This window comes from Photobacterium sp. 1_MG-2023 (assembly GCF_030547945.1).
GTDB lineage: Bacteria > Pseudomonadota > Gammaproteobacteria > Enterobacterales > Vibrionaceae > Photobacterium.
Genome location: NZ_JAUORR010000010.1, coordinates 110797 through 128287, shown reverse-complemented (window position 1 = coordinate 128287; position 17491 = coordinate 110797). Strand labels below are relative to the sequence as shown.

Here is a 17491-nt window from a genome sequence, read left to right as displayed (position 1 = left end):
TATAACTAGATCTATTCATTATATTTTGATTCCATTTCTAATTGAGCCCTTTTCAAACTAAGCTCTGCTCCTAGCTTGAGAGACCTTTTAAATACAAACGCATAAAATACAATCAGACTAAAAATTAACACAACGAAACAAACTATCACTAAGTATGTAGGGTTCAAATCAAATGCGAATACTAACATGGTCTCAGCAAACTTATTGACAATCCAAGCCATGGCAACAAAAGGCAACCAGCCAATTTTAATTGCCATACTAGTAACTTGATATGATAGCTCCAATTCTTTAACTGAAGCTCTTAGTCTCAACTCATCATTTTTATCCATTAGTAATCACCAGATGTTGTTTTTAATCACACCCTAAACATAACCCCGCCTTAAATATTTGCCAAATCGCACATGCTTAACACCTCACTCTCGGCAAGTCCCGCCACTTTGTGGTGTACTGAGGCGAGAGAAATTCTCGCCTCATTGCCCAACGGGGATCGATTCCCTGAGCGGCAAGAAAAACCGCTCCGCTGCCGTACCTCTGATTCAAGCCGTCGAATGCCTTCATCAGGGCTGGATTGCTTGGTGATTCATCAAACAGGCCTGCTTGCTTGTGCTTGCCGCCGGTCAAGTCGATGAAGCCTACCCCGATTTTGTAATACCGCACATCGGGCCTATCGAGTGCTGACCGCTGAGCAGCGGCGGCTTTAAGGTATCAACAAAAACCCATACCGCAGCGATAAGTGCGAGTTTTCCGAACGTAGGGTGAAGCATCAATATCGGTTATACACATTAGAACAGCTTAATGATTATTGACGTAAATCACAGATTTACACGAATGTTTTTAAATACCTTATTAAACTTGACTATAGTTTGTTCATAATTTAGAAGGGAATTTATATCTCTTAACTAAGCATAACCGATAATTAAAATATTTTACAACTGATATTCACAAACCTAATAGTTAAAAACAATGACATACACCAAAGGTAAAAATATGACTAGGTGTATCAATTACTGCTTTTGATGCAACAGATTTAATTACCCTGCCTTTAGTGATGAGAATAATTTAATCTTTAAAAAGCGAGGACGCATGAGTCAAGAAATTAAGGAAAACCAATTAATTCACTGTATTTATTCAAGCGAAGAAACAATTCCATTTTCAAGTTACGATATTTTTTCGCTTCTTGAATCAGCAAGAAAAGTTAATTTAAATTTGGGTGTGACTGGAGTGTTGCTATATGATTCCGGCTCTTTCTTTCAGGTCTTAGAAGGTGAGATTAGTATAGTGGATAGTCTATACAAGAAAATAAGCAATGACAAAAGGCACCATAGAATGAGAAAAATCATACAGGAGCCGATAGAGTCTAGAGAATTCGCCGAATGGACAATGGGTTACGCTGGAATATCAAGAAAAGAGTTGAAAAATATAGATGGCCTAAATGATTTTTTTGTTGGTGGCGCATGTTACACGGATTTAGATGAGGGTCGAGCCAAAAAGTTACTAAAAGCCTTTAAAGATGGCCGTTGGAGAGCCTCAATTAGGTGATTGGTTTATCATGATCGGATTAATCTATCGCCAATAGCAGCAAATGAGATTTTCAAGCTATACCACCATAGAATGCCGGTATTGTATAAACTTTCAAGTTATCGAGAATGGATCGATTTGGGGGCTCAAAGTGCTCATTCAACTCCTGTTTCTATTGAAGCAAAGTGACCCCCAATCATTTGCAGAGCTAGCTATACAACCTCATCTAGGTTTATAAATAGTTCATTGCCTCACAGTAAAGCACACATAGCACTTTCATTATGGTTCTGTCTCGCCAAGATTAGCTCAACTCATAATTTCAATACAAAAAATTGAAAATAATTCGCATATATTCCTTTAGCCACTACATAGAAATAATCATTGCAAAGAAACCGATAATCCAACACCAAAAACCAATACAATTTAACCACATAAACAAATTAAATTTTAAGGATTTCGTCGACATTCGATGCTTGATGAATGGAAAAGAAATACAGTAGACCATGAAACGATAGATGATTTCATACGGCATCATACTGTAAGCGTTTGAATGTAGTTTATTGGAATCTTTTGCTAATTGATTGTCAATAAAAATAATTCGCTTAGAATCTCCTAAGCCTAAAACCGCTCCAGAGATCGCACCTGGAATGGCCCATATCATTGAATAAATAGCCCAGAGCCCCTTGAACAATATACGAATAACTTCAAGAATATCCACTAAAAAACAACCTTCATAACTTCCTCAACTGACTCCGTAAAATCAATAGTTGTTTCATAAATAAAGTCACCAAATGATTTCCCTCCAGCAGCCCCTGCGATCCCTCCCACAGCACCTCCAACAACAAATGCAGCTAATGAAGCAATAGCAATAACTGGAGCTGAAGTTACACCAACAACACCTAGTACAAGAACAGTGCCAGCAACAGCCAGTTTTCCACCAATGGCCCCTCCATACATACCACCCAAGAATCCAGTTATTTCTCTAGTTGTAGTTTACCGCACTCTCCCTTCCCATTAACAGAGCAGGCATCGTATATGTTTTTAGCACCACTCGCTCCACCAAGTACTAGCCCGACGTGCCCCACGCCTTTAGTAGCAAAAATACCATATGCAACGTTTGCCATTTGCTTGGTGAAACATCAAACAAGTCTTCTTGCTGTTTGCAAATTACTTGGCGCAATGCTATGCAGACACATCGCTGTATTGCGCCCTGCTCCGGCTGGTACGAATGGCGTGATGAAGGTGGTACCAAAAAACAGCAGTACCTATTTAGTCACCATGAAGGACAACCACTCTACATGGCCGGGATCTGGTTTGAAGCAGAAACGCCTCAATCAGTGACGTTCACTACAGCAGCGAATGAGATTCTCACCCAATGTCAGTATTATATGAACTCTCTAGAAATAGAGGACGGCTAGATGCTGCAAAAAGTATTTGAAAGGGCGGCGCTTTTTGCGCCGCATATATTACGGAATGATTTTTAACTTCCGAGCGGCATTTATGAAATCGAAAGGAAAATAAAACGCTTCTGTTTGAGATAGACGTTCAACCTGTTGACGGTCAATTCCTGATAACTCGTATTTACTATCCCTTGAAACGGAGCTCTGATTAATTTTTAACCAATCATCGAGGTGAGAACGATCACCTGTCTCTGCGGTATAGCGAATAAGAACCTGGCTATAATGTTCTGCTTCTGTCTTCCAACAGCGTTCATAAGCCATTTCCCCCAGAACAGCCAACACAGAAACTTTTTGTTCTTTATTTAGGCTATTTAGCCATGTGTCATTCTCAGGTAACTCTAGATCACGTGATGTAACAGAGGTGCACATCCCTGCTTTATCATCTAGCTTCTGGTACGCCACGTCTAGTTCAGCTTTAGTGCCAAACCAATCGGATGCGTGAACAGACCCACTCATAATTGTGGCAAGTAATAGTAGCTTATAGCGCATTGTAAACACACTCCCAAAACTTACGTTCTTCACCGTGGGTATCAATCATTCCAAAACCTGCTGTTGTTGTGAGGCGATCACGTTTAATTTTGCCAATCCCTTTAAACGCTTCTTCAAGAAGATTCCAATCATATGTGGCAGTATTATAAACAATTCCTCCAGCAGTAGCATACGCATATGTATTCCGACCCATTAGGATCTGAAATGATGGTGCTGCACTGAGAATATTTTGAAGGACAGAGCTCATATCTTGGATATGGTTCATCTGATCAATCAACTCAAGAGTACGTGGTGAAGGTTTAAAATCTTTAACTTCGCAGAATTCACCCTTAGCCATAACTTTCCTTTATTATCAGTTAGTTCCCATTGATGATAACATGAAAGCTAGGTTGCGGTGTGACGGAATTTTTAGTCATCATGCCTTATATCGTAGTTAATTCGACATTCGACGAACCCCTTTACCAAGGGGGCATTGCTGGATGGTTCAATTCAGACAACTATCAGATGCCAGGCCAACATTTGTCTATTTGTGCGGCTTAAACAAGTTATTCCAATCGTAGCGCCACTCTATAACAAATCTATTGCATACAAGGAGCTTTAGCATGAGTAGCAACCGTGAAGCATACGAAGGAGGTTTCCATTTCGGCCCTCACTATGACAATCCATACCATCCTAGCAGCCGAGAGTTCGACGACTTTGAACGTGGCTGGACACAGCGACTCAAACGCTCTTCATCTGACTGGGAGGCGGATGCGTCATCGGTCGGAAAATGACGCTTGCTGAACGATACAGTGAGCCAACGACATCAAATTCAGAGAAAACTACTGTTAGTTTCAATGGATATGCGAATGCCAAACAGAAAGGGGAAGGTGTTATTGCTCACACTCGATCTTACACATCTGCAGGTAAGCCACCTTCATCGCTTCACTTTTGTCCAGCTCAGAGAGAGCTAAATGCATATGCCGCTATTCTAGGGGGAGGTTTACAAAATAATTATGACCACTAGGCAATAACAAGTACCAAAACAGATACAAACTAACACATCTGTTTTGGTAAAGCGTTAAGTTTTATGGATTAGTCATAGCTCTTTTCGAGTTAGTGACGAAAGCAGTGTTTGATAATGGAGATTTATAGTAATCCTCATCAAGAAATCGCAACAACCTCTTTAAATCAGACTTATTATCAGGTAATTTAATCACTTCAACACCACCGTCAATTTCGGTAAAAAATGGAATGTGAAACTCATTCGCAACCGTTTTCATTTCACTAATTGGAACGACTTGCAAAATACCACTTTGTTGAATTAAAGATATTTTCCTTCTAACCCATGAATCAGACATTTCAATTAAGTGACTAGTGCTTTCAGTTTTCACCATGGGTAACGCTGCAAAGTCTTTCACATCATCATCTGTCGCAACTTTATAATGCTGACTTAAATCAAACATTTGTCGAGCATTATGAAAACTGAAAAACTTCAACTTACCCTCTTCCAATGTTGCTGTAAGCTTATGGTCTAATGTAAGACCTATGCCTTCAATCTTTTTATATACATTAGAAGAATGAAAAATAGATAAGCCATTTGTAGATATTATTTTACGTCTATCAAAATTTTGAAGCAGTACCTTTACGCTCCCACTATCTGTCGTATAACCCGTAAATAATGCTTTAATCTCGATAAAAAAATCCTCCGTTGGATCAACAACGTCTACACCTAGAGGGTTTTCAATTGTGGAAGTTAACCCATCGATATCGTCAAAATCTGAGATGTACAAAACCTCTCCATCATCAGGTTTGTATTTCCCATCAAATTCAACCTCATCGATTGCACTATCAAAATCCTTTTCCTGAGAGTTAATATACCCTGACAAATCATTTTGAACATCTTTAGAAAGCTCAAATTTCACTATTCTTTTTGATGGATCATTTGTCAGTGCAAATAAACTTAAATTCATTTAATCCTCCATTAGCATACTATGAGATAACTGTTTAACCTTATTGATACTTTGTGGGCTCCTAATAATTCTTTTTGTCATCAACGTGTATACCATTCCATTATCTGACTCAACTTTATAAAACCTAAACTTGGCAATATACAAAATAGGATGAGTGGGAATATAAGAAATAACCCATGCAATAACAAACAAAGCAATCAAAATAAGCATAGTAGCGCCAAAATTGATCTCTGCACCTTTCATAATCCACGGAGCAAGATAACTGAAAACAAAAATAAGCAGAAAATAATCGGCTGACTCAACCTTTTTCGCTTTAAAACTTAAAGTTTCAGATTTGTTTTTGATATGATGCAGGATTATAAATGGTATAACCACCCCTACTAATGAAACTAGCACAAGCCAAAAAGATGTAGCATCAAAACCAATAGAATAATATCTCACCACCGCTAAAACCAACAATGTTGGTGAAAATGCAGATATAATCAAAAGAGTTTTAATCCAATTCCTCACACTCACCTCCATAATGTTATATTAATCACATATTTCCCATCCAAATTAAATTTCATGCTTCTCAATAAAGATTGAGCCACAAATATGTGGCTCAATTTCAACTAACATTCTTAGGCAGGAACTATTTCCAATTCTACATCCCATGAACTATGTAAACCTGATGGGAATGGACGTCTGCCAGGAAAAAGTTCTTTAGTAACAAAGAAGTCACTCATTTTTTCTAAGTCAAATCGTCGCCACTCAGGTAAGCCACCAGAACTACTTTCACCGTCTACCTGATAACCAAGAATTTGTGTATTTCCTTTGGTTATACCCAAAACATGAGGCTCGACTATTCTTATACGTCCACTATAAGTGAACTGAATAATAAGCTTCTGTTGAATCGCTTGTTTTATCGCTTCTAGAGTCATCTGTATCCCTCAATCAAAAGGTGATATGCCACAGAGCACAGTACACGCAATTAACTGGATGTTTTTTGACCTACACTACAAAACAACAAACAAGTTCACTTTCTTCTTCTATGAGCTTTTCTTGCTGAAACCATCGGAACCTAAGCCGCAAAACTTTGCCTCTCTATCGCCAAAAGTGCCGCCGTTCTCCCATCGCTCAACCATTGCCCCAACTCTTCGAGAATCGGCTTGTAGCGGTTAAATCGGCTGTACGGAACCGGCAATACCTGGGCGAAGTGTGCAAATCGGGTTTCATTGGTCCAGGCAACGCGGCCATCTTTGCAAGCTGGGCAGTTCCGCGTCATCCGATGCTTGTTGGTCGTTTTCCCGCTGCCGTTGCACTCTGGGCAGATGGCCCCAAATAGCTGTGAAGATTCGGCAATTGCCGTGTTTGCCAATGCCAGCAGCGCCTTATCCGGATAGGTGCCGCGCCAGTTCTGCATCATACGGTTTGCTTCACCCAGCATGACTTGAATCAGTTGTCGTTTTGCGACTTCATCATTCAGCACTTCAACGAACAGAAGCAGCCAACCGGCGGGCGATACTTTCCAGCACAGGCCAACAGCGCCGATCTGCTCTTCGATTGTCATCGCCGCCTTTCCGCCTGTTCTTGGGGAATAATCGATGCCTTTAATAGTGAATTTATTCAGAATTTTTTCGATGCGCATACTTCCCCCTACGCGGCTTCCTGTAACCATTCTTCGACCAGAGCAAGTAGCTCGGTCTCAGTGCCAAAACGTTTCTCCCAGATCGCCTGGCCAGCATGGAATGCTTCGCCATAGCCACCTGTGCGATGATGGTGCGGGCAGAGTGGCAGAACTTTTTTGTGTGATGCTCGTTGTGCCATACCCTGCCCGGTTCTTACGTGGTGTATTTCAGCTGGGGTATCGATGTACCCCAGAGAATGACAAGCGATACATCCCAGCGCCTGCACGCTGTTCAGGTGCATTTTGTCGTCCTTTGTCATGCCACTTGCCTTTGCTGCAGCTGCTCGTATTCGGAGTCGGCAAAACGGCTTAGTTTCCAGCCCCGGTCGAATGCATAAGCGTAGAGTTTTTCCAGGGCCTGACATCGCTCCCCTGTGGATGCCGGTGTCATGCCGTCCCGGCCATCACGGCTCCACGATTTGCGTTTACCGGATTGCGGATCGATCGGCATCAGGTAATACGTGAATAGCTCGTGTGCATCGTCTTTGTTGAAAGGACGGGAAAACACTTTGCCGTTTGCGGCTTCAAACTTCATTTCAGCCCCGTTCATACGGTAAATATCAGCAATTTCGCCCATGAGTGCGTACCAGTGACGCAATAACGGCAATGTGCCATTACTGCGCCGGGTGATACTTACCTTTGCTTCACCGCCAGACTGAACAATGCTGAAGACTGTTTCAGACACCCTTCTCAGGGTGTCGTCTGCGTTGTGGTTGGCTGCCACAAACTCTGTCATGCCGCCTCCCCGTGTTGTGTACCAACAAGTTTGAAAGTACGTGCGCCTTTGATGAGCTCAACGATGATCTGTTTGTTGCCACGGCACTCAACCTGATAATGCTTCCCGTGGGATTTCACATTGAACACAGCAACTTTTGTGCGTGCACCGTATGCTGTTACCGCCGAAACCGCAGCGGCCAGCTCGGCCTCACCGTCTGCATTCAGAATTCGAATTGGACGAATCATGCAGCCTCCCTTAGCTCGGCCATTGCCCAGCATGTGACAATTTCAGAGTTCGGGCGGAAGCTATGGCGCCAAAGCTGAATACCTTCTTTCCGGCAAAACTGAAGCACTTGCTGTAACAAGTGGTCTGGTACGCCCATCACCTCCCAACTGTTGATGTAATCAGCATCAACATTCAGCGCTTTAGCGATCAGCTTACTGGCCTGAATGTATCGCTTTGTTCGGTTTTGCCCTGGCTGGCGTGAAGCAATACAACGGATCATTGCCTTTACAGCGTTACCCCGTAACTCGAACGATACTCGGGTCAATGTTTCTCTTGATACTGGTTTGGTCGTTACTTGTTCCATGGTCGTTATCCTCGTGTTTGTTTGGTTGCTACTCGTTGTGCGATTAATCGCGAAAACCTTCCCGGCATTTTTTGCGGATCCGCAATGCCGTGTGCGTTCCTTGCTTTGTCCGTGACTGAAACAGAACTCCTTGCAGGTAGAGCAATCAATTCTTCAGGCAGCTCTCCCCTGCGTTCCTTGGCCTTCCATTTTTCAAATGCGATTCGAAACCGGGCCTCAGCCTTCTCAGCATTCAAAAACCGCATTTCATAGCCCACCTCATTTCGAACCAAACGCTCGAGCGTATTCAGTGGCTTCTCATGATGGGTCAACCGGCTGAATGCTTCTCGCCATTCACCATCGTCTAAACACCACGCTACGAACTTGCCGGGCGAAGGAAAGAAATCATTCTCACACTCGCGGGCTTTGGCTAACCCACGGCTCACCATTTCAGGCGTTGAAACGTTTTTTGCCATCATGGCTTTCACGTAGTTACGCTTTGTCAGAGTGACGGCCTTGTCGTTTGGCATGGCAGAACGCCAAGCTGTGAAAATGGCCTGCAGCTCCTCGAAAATCCGGTTGATCACCCGCGCTGCGAACTGGTCAGATTCACTTTGCTGGCTCATCGGCTTGGTCTGGCCGATCGGCAACTGTGTCACCGTTGCGCTTACTTGTTTCATGGTCGTTACCTCGGTTTAGTGCTGGTACAGCGGATCGTCATGCAGTCCGTTGATCCAGTCTGTCGAGCTGTTATCTGGCACAAAGCCGCCGCTTCGCTGTACCGCATGCCCGCTGGCGACGGACTGGGCCTGTTGCAAGTAACCGGGAAACTTTGCTGCCTGGAATAGCGTTGATGGCCGCAGGTACTGGCACATCTTGGCATCCCGTCCCCATACCTGGGCTTTGTGGTGAATCACTGCCGTCAGGTCATTCACGGAGTGGCCTTCAGCCAAACGGGCGTTAATCAGCTTAGCGTTGGAGCCTTTGGCCTGAAACCGTGAACCGGTCACAGAATTCAGGCTCTGGATAATTTGAGTCACTTCAGGACGAAGTTCGTTTGCCTGCTCGGATACCGTCGGGTTCGATTCGAACTCGACAGAAGATCTATTTCTCAGTTCTTGTTTAAGATCAGTATTTATTAGGGGCGGCTCAGCCTGATTAGGCTTACCCAGATTTGGGTTAGCCGTAATTGGTTTACCCTGTTTCGGTTTAGCCTGATCTGGCTTAGCCGTTTGTGGCTTTTGTGACTGAGGTTCGTCATACACCAGATAATCCATCTTGCCTGATGCGTGTTTCTTCGTTTCAATGTATCCAGCATTTTTCAATTCTTTCAGAATGTTATAAACACCCTCTTTGCCTGTTTTCTTTGCAGTTCCACTGGTGACTTCTGCAAGCTGTGCCGGGCTGATTTTCCAGTTGTCCGGTTTAGACAGCAGATAGGCAAGCAGCCCCATCGCTTGAAACGACAGAACCCCATCAGAGAACACAGCATTGCTAATCACGCTGAAATTCTTGCTACGTTTTGCGCGAACAATGCTCACAGATATCCCCTTTCAAACTGACATTGGTAGGCGATGGCAGCAGCTTTCGCTGCCGCCGAACATGCCAAGGAACTGCTTAACGGCATGTAATACCTCCAAGTCGTGGATAAGCACTGTCAGTCAGAGTTTTAGAGAAATTAGGGACTGACATAGCAACTTTGCTCTCTGGATTCTGGCCGCTGATCTGTTCAGCGGCCGCTTGATAGATTTCCAGAAAATCAACGAGTTCAGAGGCATCATCGGGTGATACTTCACGTAACAACTGACCCATTAGATACCCTCCTGTCTTAAAGCAAATCCTGCAACCACTCTGGTGCGGGGATATTGCGTAATTTGTACTGTTCACGAATAGCGGCGCAAAGCTCGGGATTGGCCGCCAGATCTTCACGGGCAGCCCGAATGATATTGCTGTACGCATACACGCTGATTGGTGCATCCGCACTGGCCGCGATGGCAGACACAGCCAGCTGATCCGGCTCAGATAAACGGGTTTTTACTTCACGATCGCGAACTTGCCAGGCTGGTAAGCCTACTTTGCCTACTCGCTTATTTGTCGCTGCGCGGTCAAGCAGCGACAGGGTTTGGTCTTGTAATTTCATGGTCGTTACCTCTTTGGTTTATTGGGACTTACTAAAGTCAGGCTGCGAAGGGAAACTTCGCTTTGAGTTTGCCTTTAGTTTTTACATGAAGCTCGTAAACTCGAGCATCAGGCATTCCAATGCTTTTCCATTGTGAAACTAAACCCGGCGTAACTTTCATCACCTCAGCCAGTTTCTTTTGAGACTTGAAATGCTGAATAGCAGCAACCAAGAACTCCTTTTTTGCGTCAACTAGGTCGCTCATTCACCCTCCGGTGTCTATAAAACAAATCAAAGTATATATAACTAAACATCAAGAAAGCAAACAAAACTAAACTCGATTTGATTAATAATCTAAACATGATTAAGAATATTGAAGATCGCATCGCTCAGCGGATGCGCGAGTTAAACCTGAAGCAGGTGGATTTAGTCCGCCACGTTGGCGTGTCTAAAGGAACCATCTCAATGTGGATCCGGGGCACGATGAAGCCAAACGGCAAGAATTTGCTGAAGCTCGCAGATGTTCTAGAAGTCACACCTGATTGGATATTAACCGGAAAAAATCAGACACCGCAGCAGCCGTCACCAGACTCCAATGCAACTTCTGTTGGAAGCTTTGATGCCTGGGACAGCACGACGAAATTATCTGATGATGAAGTAGAAATACCCTTCTTTATGGATGTACAACTAGCGGCTGGATCTGGGGCAGCCGAAGTTCTTGAAAAAAAAGGCCCAAAACTTAGATTTGCTAAATCAACACTTCAAAAAGCCCGTGTTGATCCTGAATGCGCAGCATGTGTAAAAGTCTCAGGAACCAGCATGGAACCAGTGCTGCCTGATGGCTCTGTTGTCGGTGTCAATGTAGCTGACAACATGATCATTGATGGAAGTATGTATGCAATCAACCATGATGGTTTACTGCGAATCAAACTACTCTATTTGATGCCCGGCGGTGGCCTTCGAGTCAGAAGTTACAATGATCGCGAGTATCCTGATGAGATTTACAATGCTGAAAATGCACTAAGTATCAGGGTTATTGGTAAGGTTTTCTGGTATTCCGTTCTATTATGATGAATGCACTCACGCATGATGCAAGAGCTAACACTTTGCTAGCCCACGCGTTCTAGCGAGATTCAAACGTTCAAATTTCAAGAAGCCCACCCTAGGTGGGTTTTTTTTATTTTTTAAGGTTTAGTTATAAAAACAATTGACACCCCAAGTTTAGTTTACTAATCTAAACGCATCTTCGGTAAGCAGTTTAGTTGTCTTATCACCAGCTCTTTAACAACTTGGATAGTCGAACACCAAAAACCAAAAAGCCCCGCATAAGCGGGGCCAGTCGGGAACCGAGTAACGACCAAGAAACTCGGTTCAAGCAGGGAACCACCCCTGCTGAGGTAACGACCATGACTTTTGCGAGGCATGGAAGGAATGTGGCGCAGCCACTGAAAGTAACGACCAAGAAACCAACAGCAACTTTTCTATCAACGGAAGTGGTCACGAAGGACCATTCCACGCACCTACAAACAAAAGGATTATATCATGACGTTAAACGCAGGCAATTACTTCACAAACCAGTTAAACCAACATCAGTCGCAAGTTGATCTGCAAGATCAACGTGATAACGCATTTGACCAATACATCAGCGATGGCAAAAAGCGCATTCTCAACAACCGAGAATTTGCAGGCCTCTCCTTCTCCGACTTTGTTGATTACTACGTGGGTGAACACCTTGTTCACGGTAAAAGCCTCGTTGACGGCCTGATTAAGTTTGTCGCCTGTCATGAACCAGACAGCACAAGCCACAACGCTCAAAACCTGATGGCTCATCAAGCCTTCATGCTCGAAGCGCTCGACAGTTTCATCGAACATCGCATTGAAGAAATCAAAACCGCCTTCGATGCAGAAACACGCAGCGCTGCCTGATACCTAACGACCAATCATTCACGAAAGCGCCGTTACCAGCGGCGCTTATGAGGTAACGACCATGACCCAACTTTCTACTACCGGCGGATTTTCTCTCACGCCACAATCCCTTGAAGAAGCAATGCGGATGGCCGAGTTAATGGCGAACTCCGAAATGGTACCCAAAGACTACCAAGGCAAACCAGGAAACGTTCTGGTTGCCGTTCAGATGGGTGCAGAACTCGGTCTGAAACCTGTTCAGTCATTACAAAACATCGCTGTTGTAAACGGCAGGCCTTCTATTTGGGGCGACGGGCTCCGAGCCCTGATCATGTCTGCGCCAGACCTAGTTGATATCAAAGACGAGTTCGAGAACAACACAATGAAAGCCAGTTGTACGATCACCCGGCAGATCAACGGGAATCACGTTCAATTTCTTGGCGAATTCACAAAAGAAGATGCAGAAAACGCAGGACTTTGGGGCCGGAATACCTGGAAATCATACCCAAAGAAAATGCTTGAATGGCGTGCTTTTGGTTTCGCTGCTCGTAAAGCCTACGCAGACCGATTGCGCGGCATCAGCCTAGCTGAAGAAGCTCAGGATATTCCCGTCAACCGACAAGAGCGGGATATCACTCCGGCACAGCCAAAGCCAGAAAAACAACTGATCGCCGATAAGCCCGAATACCCTGCTGCCCACTTCGAAGCCAATTTCACTCAGTGGGCTGCTGCCATTGAGGCCGGAAAAATGAATGCTGAACAGCTGATCACCAAAATCGAGAGCAAAGGCACGCTCACCGACAGCCAGAAAGCCGCTATCCGTAACATCGAGCAAGGAGAAGCCGCATGAAAGTCATCAACGTCACTCAGGGCAGCCAGGAATGGCATGCCCTACGCCAAACTAAAATGACAGCCAGCGAAGCACCGGCCATGATGAACGCGAGCAAATATATGTCTCGCGCTGAGCTGCTTCGAATCAAAGCGACGGGTGTTACACCTGAAGTCAGTCCCGCACAACAACGCATTTTTGATAAGGGGCACGCAGCAGAAGAAGCCGCCCGCCCTCATGTTGAAGTAATCATCGGTGAAGAACTATTCCCGGCAACAGCAATCAGTGATGAGCATGACTGGATGCTGGCCAGCTTCGATGGTGTCACCATGCTGGATGATGTTGTTTTCGAACACAAGCTCTGGAATGAAAACCTCGCCTTGGCGGTCGCCTCCAATGAACTTGAGCCCCATTATTACTGGCAGTTGGAACAGCAATTGCTGGTCTCCGGTGCGGATAAAGCAATTTTCGTGTGCTCAGACTTAACAGATGGCAGCGAACCCGACGAAGGTGAAAACTTCATTTTCTGCTGGTATGAATCACGCACTGAAAGGCGTGCTGCGTTAATTGCTGGCTGGCAGCAATTCATGACTGATTTAGACGGCTATCAGCCAGAACCAGAAAAGGAAACAGTGGAAGCTGAAGCGATTCGCGAGTTACCAGCTATCTCCTACCGAATGAATGGTCTATCGCTCACTTCGAACCTGAACGTTTTCAAAGAAGCCGCTGAATCACTCGTTGAAAAGTCAAAGCAGCCCATCAAAACCGATCAGGACTTCGCCAACGCGGAAAGCATGGTGAAAGTGTTCAAGGGCGCAGAAGACAAGATCAATAGTCTGGCAGATCAAGTATTGGGAGAAGTTCAGGACATAGACACTTTCGTCAAAGACCTGAAATTCATTGGCGAGCAAATCCGGCAGGCCCGTCTGGCGACAGACAAACAGGTAAAAGCGCGTAAAGAACAGATTCGAAAAGAAATCCTGAAGAAGGCCATCGATGAAATTCACCAACATCGGATCGCATTGAATACAGAGATTAACGCCCAACTGCCTGAAGTCACTGTCTCCGTTACCGACGCAATGAAGGGCAAAAAGAGTGTCTCCAGTCTGAAAGATGCAGCCGCTGCCGCAGTAGCGGAAGCCAAAGTTGAAGCCAATCAGCACCATCAGCGTGCAATGGGCAACAAAGGCTACCTGGAATCAACAGCTGGCGATTATCAGTTCCTGTTTAATGACTGGCCACAAATCGCGTTCCTTGAGCCTTTGGCTTTTCAGTATGAACTAGAGCATCGGATCACTACGCACCTAAATAATTTCATCTCAGAAAATAATTCATTTCAACCAGATAAATTTACAGAGCCTCTCAACAAAGCTGTGGTATGTCATATATCTGTAGAGAAGGCACTTAATCAAAAACAGGATAAGTCACATACCAACAGTACTATGAAATCTTCCCCCAAAAAAACAGTAAAAACGATTCAGATACCAATAAGTGAAGAAAAATATTTACGTTATCGTAATGAGATTTTGACTGCTCTGGAAAATTCAGGTGTGAAAAAATGGTCAGGATATGTAAGTGCTATATCAGAAATAGAAAAGAAAAACAATTCAATTTGCCACACAGAAAATTTTGATTCACACATCACTTATTCACACATCACTTAACAAATGTAAACTCAATTAATTTCATAGAAAAACACGACTCAGATCAAATTAATCGCTGATTTTTATAGGAAAATTCATTACTTGATAGACAAGATATTTTCGTAAAGTTACTCTTTCTTTCAGCCCTTAGTTTGAAGTTATGTCATATTTTATATGTGTAACTTCTGTGGTTGGTGTATAGCCGACCCGACGATATTGCTCCAAATTATGTGGCACTAAACTGAATCTAGCTCTGCGGTTTCCACCGCAGTTCAATCTTCAGTTTAGTACCCAGTAACAAAGATTAGTACCAATCTTCTTCGAATCTTGGTTCAAATCTTTGCCACTGTCGGTAAGGGCTTTTTATTAAAAATGAGCCTATTATGTGGTCAAATCATCCAAAATATCATAAAGCTTTAGATGAATTAGCCTCTCATCTTCCAGATCCGCATTCCGTAAATAAAGACTTAAGACGTACCAAGTTTTTTGGTCATCACCCATTCCCTAAAATATTATTCATTTGTGGTGGAGATCCCAATTACTGTCAAAATAGGTCTATAATAGAAGAGTACATTAATAAACACTCTAAAAACTTACTGACATTTAGAGCAGAATATGCATGGGAAACTATTGTTGAAGCAAAAAGCACTGTAAATGCATTGAAGCTGGAAGAATGGTTAGCTGATTTTTCAGACACTGTATTAATTCTTGTTGAGTCATTTGGAACAGTGGCTGAACTGGGTGCATTTTCAATGTCAGATTCTCTAAGAAAAAAATTGCTTCCTATTCTAGAAAAGAAATTCGAACATGATGAATCCTTTATAAACACAGGGCCTGTTCGGTGGGTAAACGAAGATTCAAAGTACGGTCCAACTATATATACAGACTTCAATTCAATCCTTACATCCATGCCAATTGTTTTAAGTCGCGTTGATGTTAGACGTAGTAAAATATATTCTTCTAGAGATGAAGATGATACATATGGCCATTATAAGCTGGATAAAAAGGAAATGCTTTTTATGGTGGTATTAGTAATTGTATCATTAGGCCCTTTAGACGAAGAAAACATAATTGAAATATGCAAATACATTTATGGAATCAAAGGTAGGAAAGATATTGAAGATGTTCGATTCATTATTAGCTTATCTGTTGCGCTTGAAATTGTAAGCTCATTCAAATTTAATAATGATAAATATTACTATTGCCATGATTACTCAAAGTTAAGCAGTAATAGTGCAATGAGTACATTTTCAAGAATTTCACAAAATATAAGGTCTCGATGTTTAAGTCATCTTTTTTATATTGACGAATTTAAGAAAGTTTTAGAAGCGATAATAAAATGCTAAAAAAAACCATATCAAAATTAACCTTATTAGATCTTGATCAGGTGAGTCAGATCTGTGATAAGTCTAACAATTTGTATTCATTCTTTACAAAATCAAAGCCCAATGGTGGATTAAGAATAATTTATCATCCGTCTAAAGAGCTTAAGCTAGTACAAATTGTGCTCAATGACTTCATAATAAAAAAACTTCCAACTCACGATGCATCAAAAGCATATAAAAAAGGATGTAGCACAAAAAATAACGCTCTTGTACACTCACATAATAAATACTTTCTTAGAATGGACTTTAAATCCTTCTTTGAATCAATCACATCAAAAGACATTTATGATTTCATCGATAGGGAAATGCCTACTTTAATAAATGGCTGGAATAAAGATGACAGTATCTCATTTACAAAACTAGTCTGTAGAAGAAAAAAATTAGTCATGGGTTCAGTTACCTCTCCGGCATTGAGTAATGCAATTTGTTTTGAATTAGATACTCTCATTCAAAATTATTGCACAAAAGTGAATGTGCACTTTAGCCGATACGCCGATGATCTTTATTTTTCTACCAATAAGAAAAACTTACTAAAACATGTTGAAAATGAAGTAATTAAAATTGTTGAAAATCTAAAGTGCCCAAGTAATTTAAAAATCAACACAAGTAAAACATTTCACTCTTCACATAAAAGAAGAGTTATTATCACTGGATTAGTAATAACAAATCAGGGGAATGTCTCAGTAGGCAGAAAGAAAAAGAGAGAAATAAGGAGTAAAATATACAATTGGGAAAACCTCAATGATGATGAAAAAGTTCACCTGTCTGGCTATTTATCTTACGTAGAGCATATTGACCCAATGTTTATCAATAGTTTATGCATGAAATATGGTTCAAACATCATTAGAGACATAATTCAAACTAAGCTTTAATGCACCCTGTAATAATATGGAAATTTTAATTTTAGATCTTGTATTTACGACTCCGAACTTTATAACGATTTACTCAAAGGTTGGCGAAAGACAGTAAAAGTTTCTCGTATTTTCGCGGGTAGAGACACTAAATTGAGAGAAGAGTGTTTATGGATTTCTCCTAAGTGTGATCATGTAAAAAATCTACGTAAATCAAAGTCCCTTCCTTAATTGCAACATAACTAATAACCTCTTTGAATAGAGGTTACCGAGAGAAACTCTGCACCAACTGCCTATCTAGAAACGCTATTGCCTGCATCAGACGCCATTATGAAGCATGGCGACCTAACCAATCGCCCTACTCTCTCAAGCAGGTGCAAAGTTTCGA

The 17491-nt window shown here is 42.5% G+C and carries 26 protein-coding genes and 1 pseudogene; 9 read left to right on the top strand and 18 right to left on the bottom strand.

The features are described from left to right. Nucleotides 1–11 precede the first annotated feature (11 nt). Complete coding sequence (locus Q4579_RS11130) at nt 12–329, bottom strand: hypothetical protein (protein ID WP_303564109.1); 318 nt, start codon at nt 327–329, stop codon at nt 12–14. Between the two features lie 76 nt (nt 330–405). Further along, a pseudogene (locus Q4579_RS11125) lies at nt 406–672 on the bottom strand (DUF4113 domain-containing protein); the annotation flags it as partial. Between the two features lie 411 nt (nt 673–1083). Between Q4579_RS11125 and Q4579_RS11120 the strand changes: the two are divergent. After that, a complete protein-coding gene (locus Q4579_RS11120) occupies nt 1084–1539 on the top strand; it encodes a BLUF domain-containing protein (RefSeq protein ID WP_303564108.1) in 456 nt (151 codons plus the stop codon). A 696-nt stretch (nt 1540–2235) separates the two neighbouring features. On the opposite strand, the gene Q4579_RS11115 is transcribed toward Q4579_RS11120, so the two are convergent. Beyond that, nucleotides 2236–2484 (bottom strand): hypothetical protein, encoded by a 249-nt coding sequence (locus Q4579_RS11115; protein ID WP_303564106.1) that lies wholly within the window; start codon nt 2482–2484, stop codon nt 2236–2238. Nucleotides 2485–2594: 110 nt separating this feature from the next. On the opposite strand from Q4579_RS11115, the gene Q4579_RS11110 reads away from it, so the two are divergent. Then, nucleotides 2595–2936 (top strand): SOS response-associated peptidase family protein, encoded by a 342-nt coding sequence (locus tag Q4579_RS11110; protein ID WP_303564105.1) that lies wholly within the window; start codon nt 2595–2597, stop codon nt 2934–2936. A gap of 48 nt (nt 2937–2984) precedes the next feature. Here the strand turns inward: Q4579_RS11110 and Q4579_RS11105 are convergent, their stop codons facing one another. Then, nucleotides 2985–3467, bottom strand: coding sequence for a hypothetical protein (locus Q4579_RS11105; protein ID WP_303564102.1), 483 nt, complete (start codon nt 3465–3467; stop codon nt 2985–2987). Then, the gene (locus Q4579_RS11100; RefSeq protein ID WP_303564100.1) at nt 3457–3804 is read right to left on the bottom strand and encodes a hypothetical protein; all 348 of its coding nucleotides are present in this window, start codon (nt 3802–3804) and stop codon (nt 3457–3459) included. Before Q4579_RS11100 ends, Q4579_RS11105 begins: the two co-directional genes overlap by 11 nt. 265 nt (nt 3805–4069) lie before the next feature. Here Q4579_RS11100 and Q4579_RS11095 point away from each other — a divergent pair, with 265 nt between their 5' ends. After that, nucleotides 4070–4240 carry a hypothetical protein gene (locus tag Q4579_RS11095; RefSeq protein WP_303564098.1) on the top strand — a complete coding sequence of 57 codons (171 nt, stop codon included), beginning with the start codon at nt 4070–4072 and terminating at the stop codon, nt 4238–4240. Between the two features lie 294 nt (nt 4241–4534). Here Q4579_RS11095 and Q4579_RS11090 read toward each other — a convergent pair whose 3' ends face one another. From Q4579_RS11090 to Q4579_RS11030, 13 genes are all read right to left on the bottom strand, one after another. Continuing rightward, entirely contained in the window at nt 4535–5419 is an 885-nt protein-coding gene (locus tag Q4579_RS11090) for a hypothetical protein (protein ID WP_303564097.1), read from the bottom strand. Continuing rightward, nucleotides 5420–5929: a hypothetical protein gene (locus Q4579_RS11085; RefSeq protein WP_303564096.1), complete on the bottom strand. Its 510-nt coding sequence runs from the start codon at nt 5927–5929 to the stop codon at nt 5420–5422. Between the two features lie 110 nt (nt 5930–6039). Beyond that, a complete protein-coding gene (locus tag Q4579_RS11080; protein WP_303564094.1) occupies nt 6040–6339 on the bottom strand; it encodes a WYL domain-containing protein in 300 nt (99 codons plus the stop codon). Nucleotides 6340–6479: 140 nt separating this feature from the next. Next, on the bottom strand, nt 6480–7046 hold the full coding sequence (locus Q4579_RS11075; RefSeq protein WP_303564093.1) for a hypothetical protein: 567 nt from the start codon (nt 7044–7046) through the stop codon (nt 6480–6482). 8 nt (nt 7047–7054) lie between these two features. Next, a complete protein-coding gene (locus Q4579_RS11070; protein WP_303564092.1) occupies nt 7055–7345 on the bottom strand; it encodes a Ref family recombination enhancement nuclease in 291 nt (96 codons plus the stop codon). Further along, complete coding sequence (locus tag Q4579_RS11065; protein ID WP_303564091.1) at nt 7342–7821, bottom strand: hypothetical protein; 480 nt, start codon at nt 7819–7821, stop codon at nt 7342–7344. The genes Q4579_RS11070 and Q4579_RS11065 overlap by 4 nt, the downstream gene beginning before the upstream one ends. After that, the gene (locus tag Q4579_RS11060; RefSeq protein ID WP_303564089.1) at nt 7818–8048 is read right to left on the bottom strand and encodes a hypothetical protein; all 231 of its coding nucleotides are present in this window, start codon (nt 8046–8048) and stop codon (nt 7818–7820) included. Before Q4579_RS11060 ends, Q4579_RS11065 begins: the two co-directional genes overlap by 4 nt. Continuing rightward, entirely contained in the window at nt 8045–8392 is a 348-nt protein-coding gene (locus tag Q4579_RS11055; RefSeq protein ID WP_303564087.1) for a hypothetical protein, read from the bottom strand. The genes Q4579_RS11060 and Q4579_RS11055 overlap by 4 nt, the downstream gene beginning before the upstream one ends. A gap of 5 nt (nt 8393–8397) precedes the next feature. Beyond that, on the bottom strand, nt 8398–9051 hold the full coding sequence (locus Q4579_RS11050; protein WP_303564086.1) for a replication protein P: 654 nt from the start codon (nt 9049–9051) through the stop codon (nt 8398–8400). 15 nt (nt 9052–9066) lie between these two features. Beyond that, nucleotides 9067–9912, bottom strand: coding sequence for a conserved phage C-terminal domain-containing protein (locus Q4579_RS11045; protein WP_303564085.1), 846 nt, complete (start codon nt 9910–9912; stop codon nt 9067–9069). A 76-nt stretch (nt 9913–9988) separates the two neighbouring features. Next, nucleotides 9989–10183: a hypothetical protein gene (locus Q4579_RS11040; RefSeq protein ID WP_303564084.1), complete on the bottom strand. Its 195-nt coding sequence runs from the start codon at nt 10181–10183 to the stop codon at nt 9989–9991. Between the two features lie 16 nt (nt 10184–10199). Beyond that, nucleotides 10200–10511 (bottom strand): hypothetical protein, encoded by a 312-nt coding sequence (locus Q4579_RS11035; protein ID WP_303564082.1) that lies wholly within the window; start codon nt 10509–10511, stop codon nt 10200–10202. 37 nt (nt 10512–10548) lie between these two features. Then, entirely contained in the window at nt 10549–10755 is a 207-nt protein-coding gene (locus Q4579_RS11030) for a Cro/CI family transcriptional regulator (protein ID WP_303564080.1), read from the bottom strand. 95 nt (nt 10756–10850) lie between these two features. Here Q4579_RS11030 and Q4579_RS11025 point away from each other — a divergent pair, with 95 nt between their 5' ends. The 6 genes from Q4579_RS11025 (at nt 10851) to Q4579_RS11000 (ending at nt 17124) form a co-directional block, all read left to right on the top strand. Beyond that, nucleotides 10851–11561 (top strand): helix-turn-helix transcriptional regulator, encoded by a 711-nt coding sequence (locus Q4579_RS11025; RefSeq protein ID WP_303564079.1) that lies wholly within the window; start codon nt 10851–10853, stop codon nt 11559–11561. Between the two features lie 471 nt (nt 11562–12032). Next, on the top strand, nt 12033–12416 hold the full coding sequence (locus Q4579_RS11020) for a hypothetical protein (protein WP_303564078.1): 384 nt from the start codon (nt 12033–12035) through the stop codon (nt 12414–12416). Nucleotides 12417–12477: 61 nt separating this feature from the next. Beyond that, entirely contained in the window at nt 12478–13245 is a 768-nt protein-coding gene (locus Q4579_RS11015; RefSeq protein ID WP_303564076.1) for a hypothetical protein, read from the top strand. Next, nucleotides 13242–14888 (top strand): lambda-exonuclease family protein, encoded by a 1647-nt coding sequence (locus tag Q4579_RS11010; RefSeq protein ID WP_303564075.1) that lies wholly within the window; start codon nt 13242–13244, stop codon nt 14886–14888. The genes Q4579_RS11015 and Q4579_RS11010 overlap by 4 nt, the downstream gene beginning before the upstream one ends. Nucleotides 14889–15250: 362 nt before the next feature. Further along, nucleotides 15251–16213, top strand: a complete 963-nt coding sequence (locus tag Q4579_RS11005; RefSeq protein WP_303564074.1) for a retron St85 family effector protein — start codon at nt 15251–15253, stop codon at nt 16211–16213. Beyond that, on the top strand, nt 16207–17124 hold the full coding sequence (locus tag Q4579_RS11000) for a retron St85 family RNA-directed DNA polymerase (protein WP_303564072.1): 918 nt from the start codon (nt 16207–16209) through the stop codon (nt 17122–17124). Before Q4579_RS11005 ends, Q4579_RS11000 begins: the two co-directional genes overlap by 7 nt. Nucleotides 17125–17491: the final 367 nt, after the last annotated feature.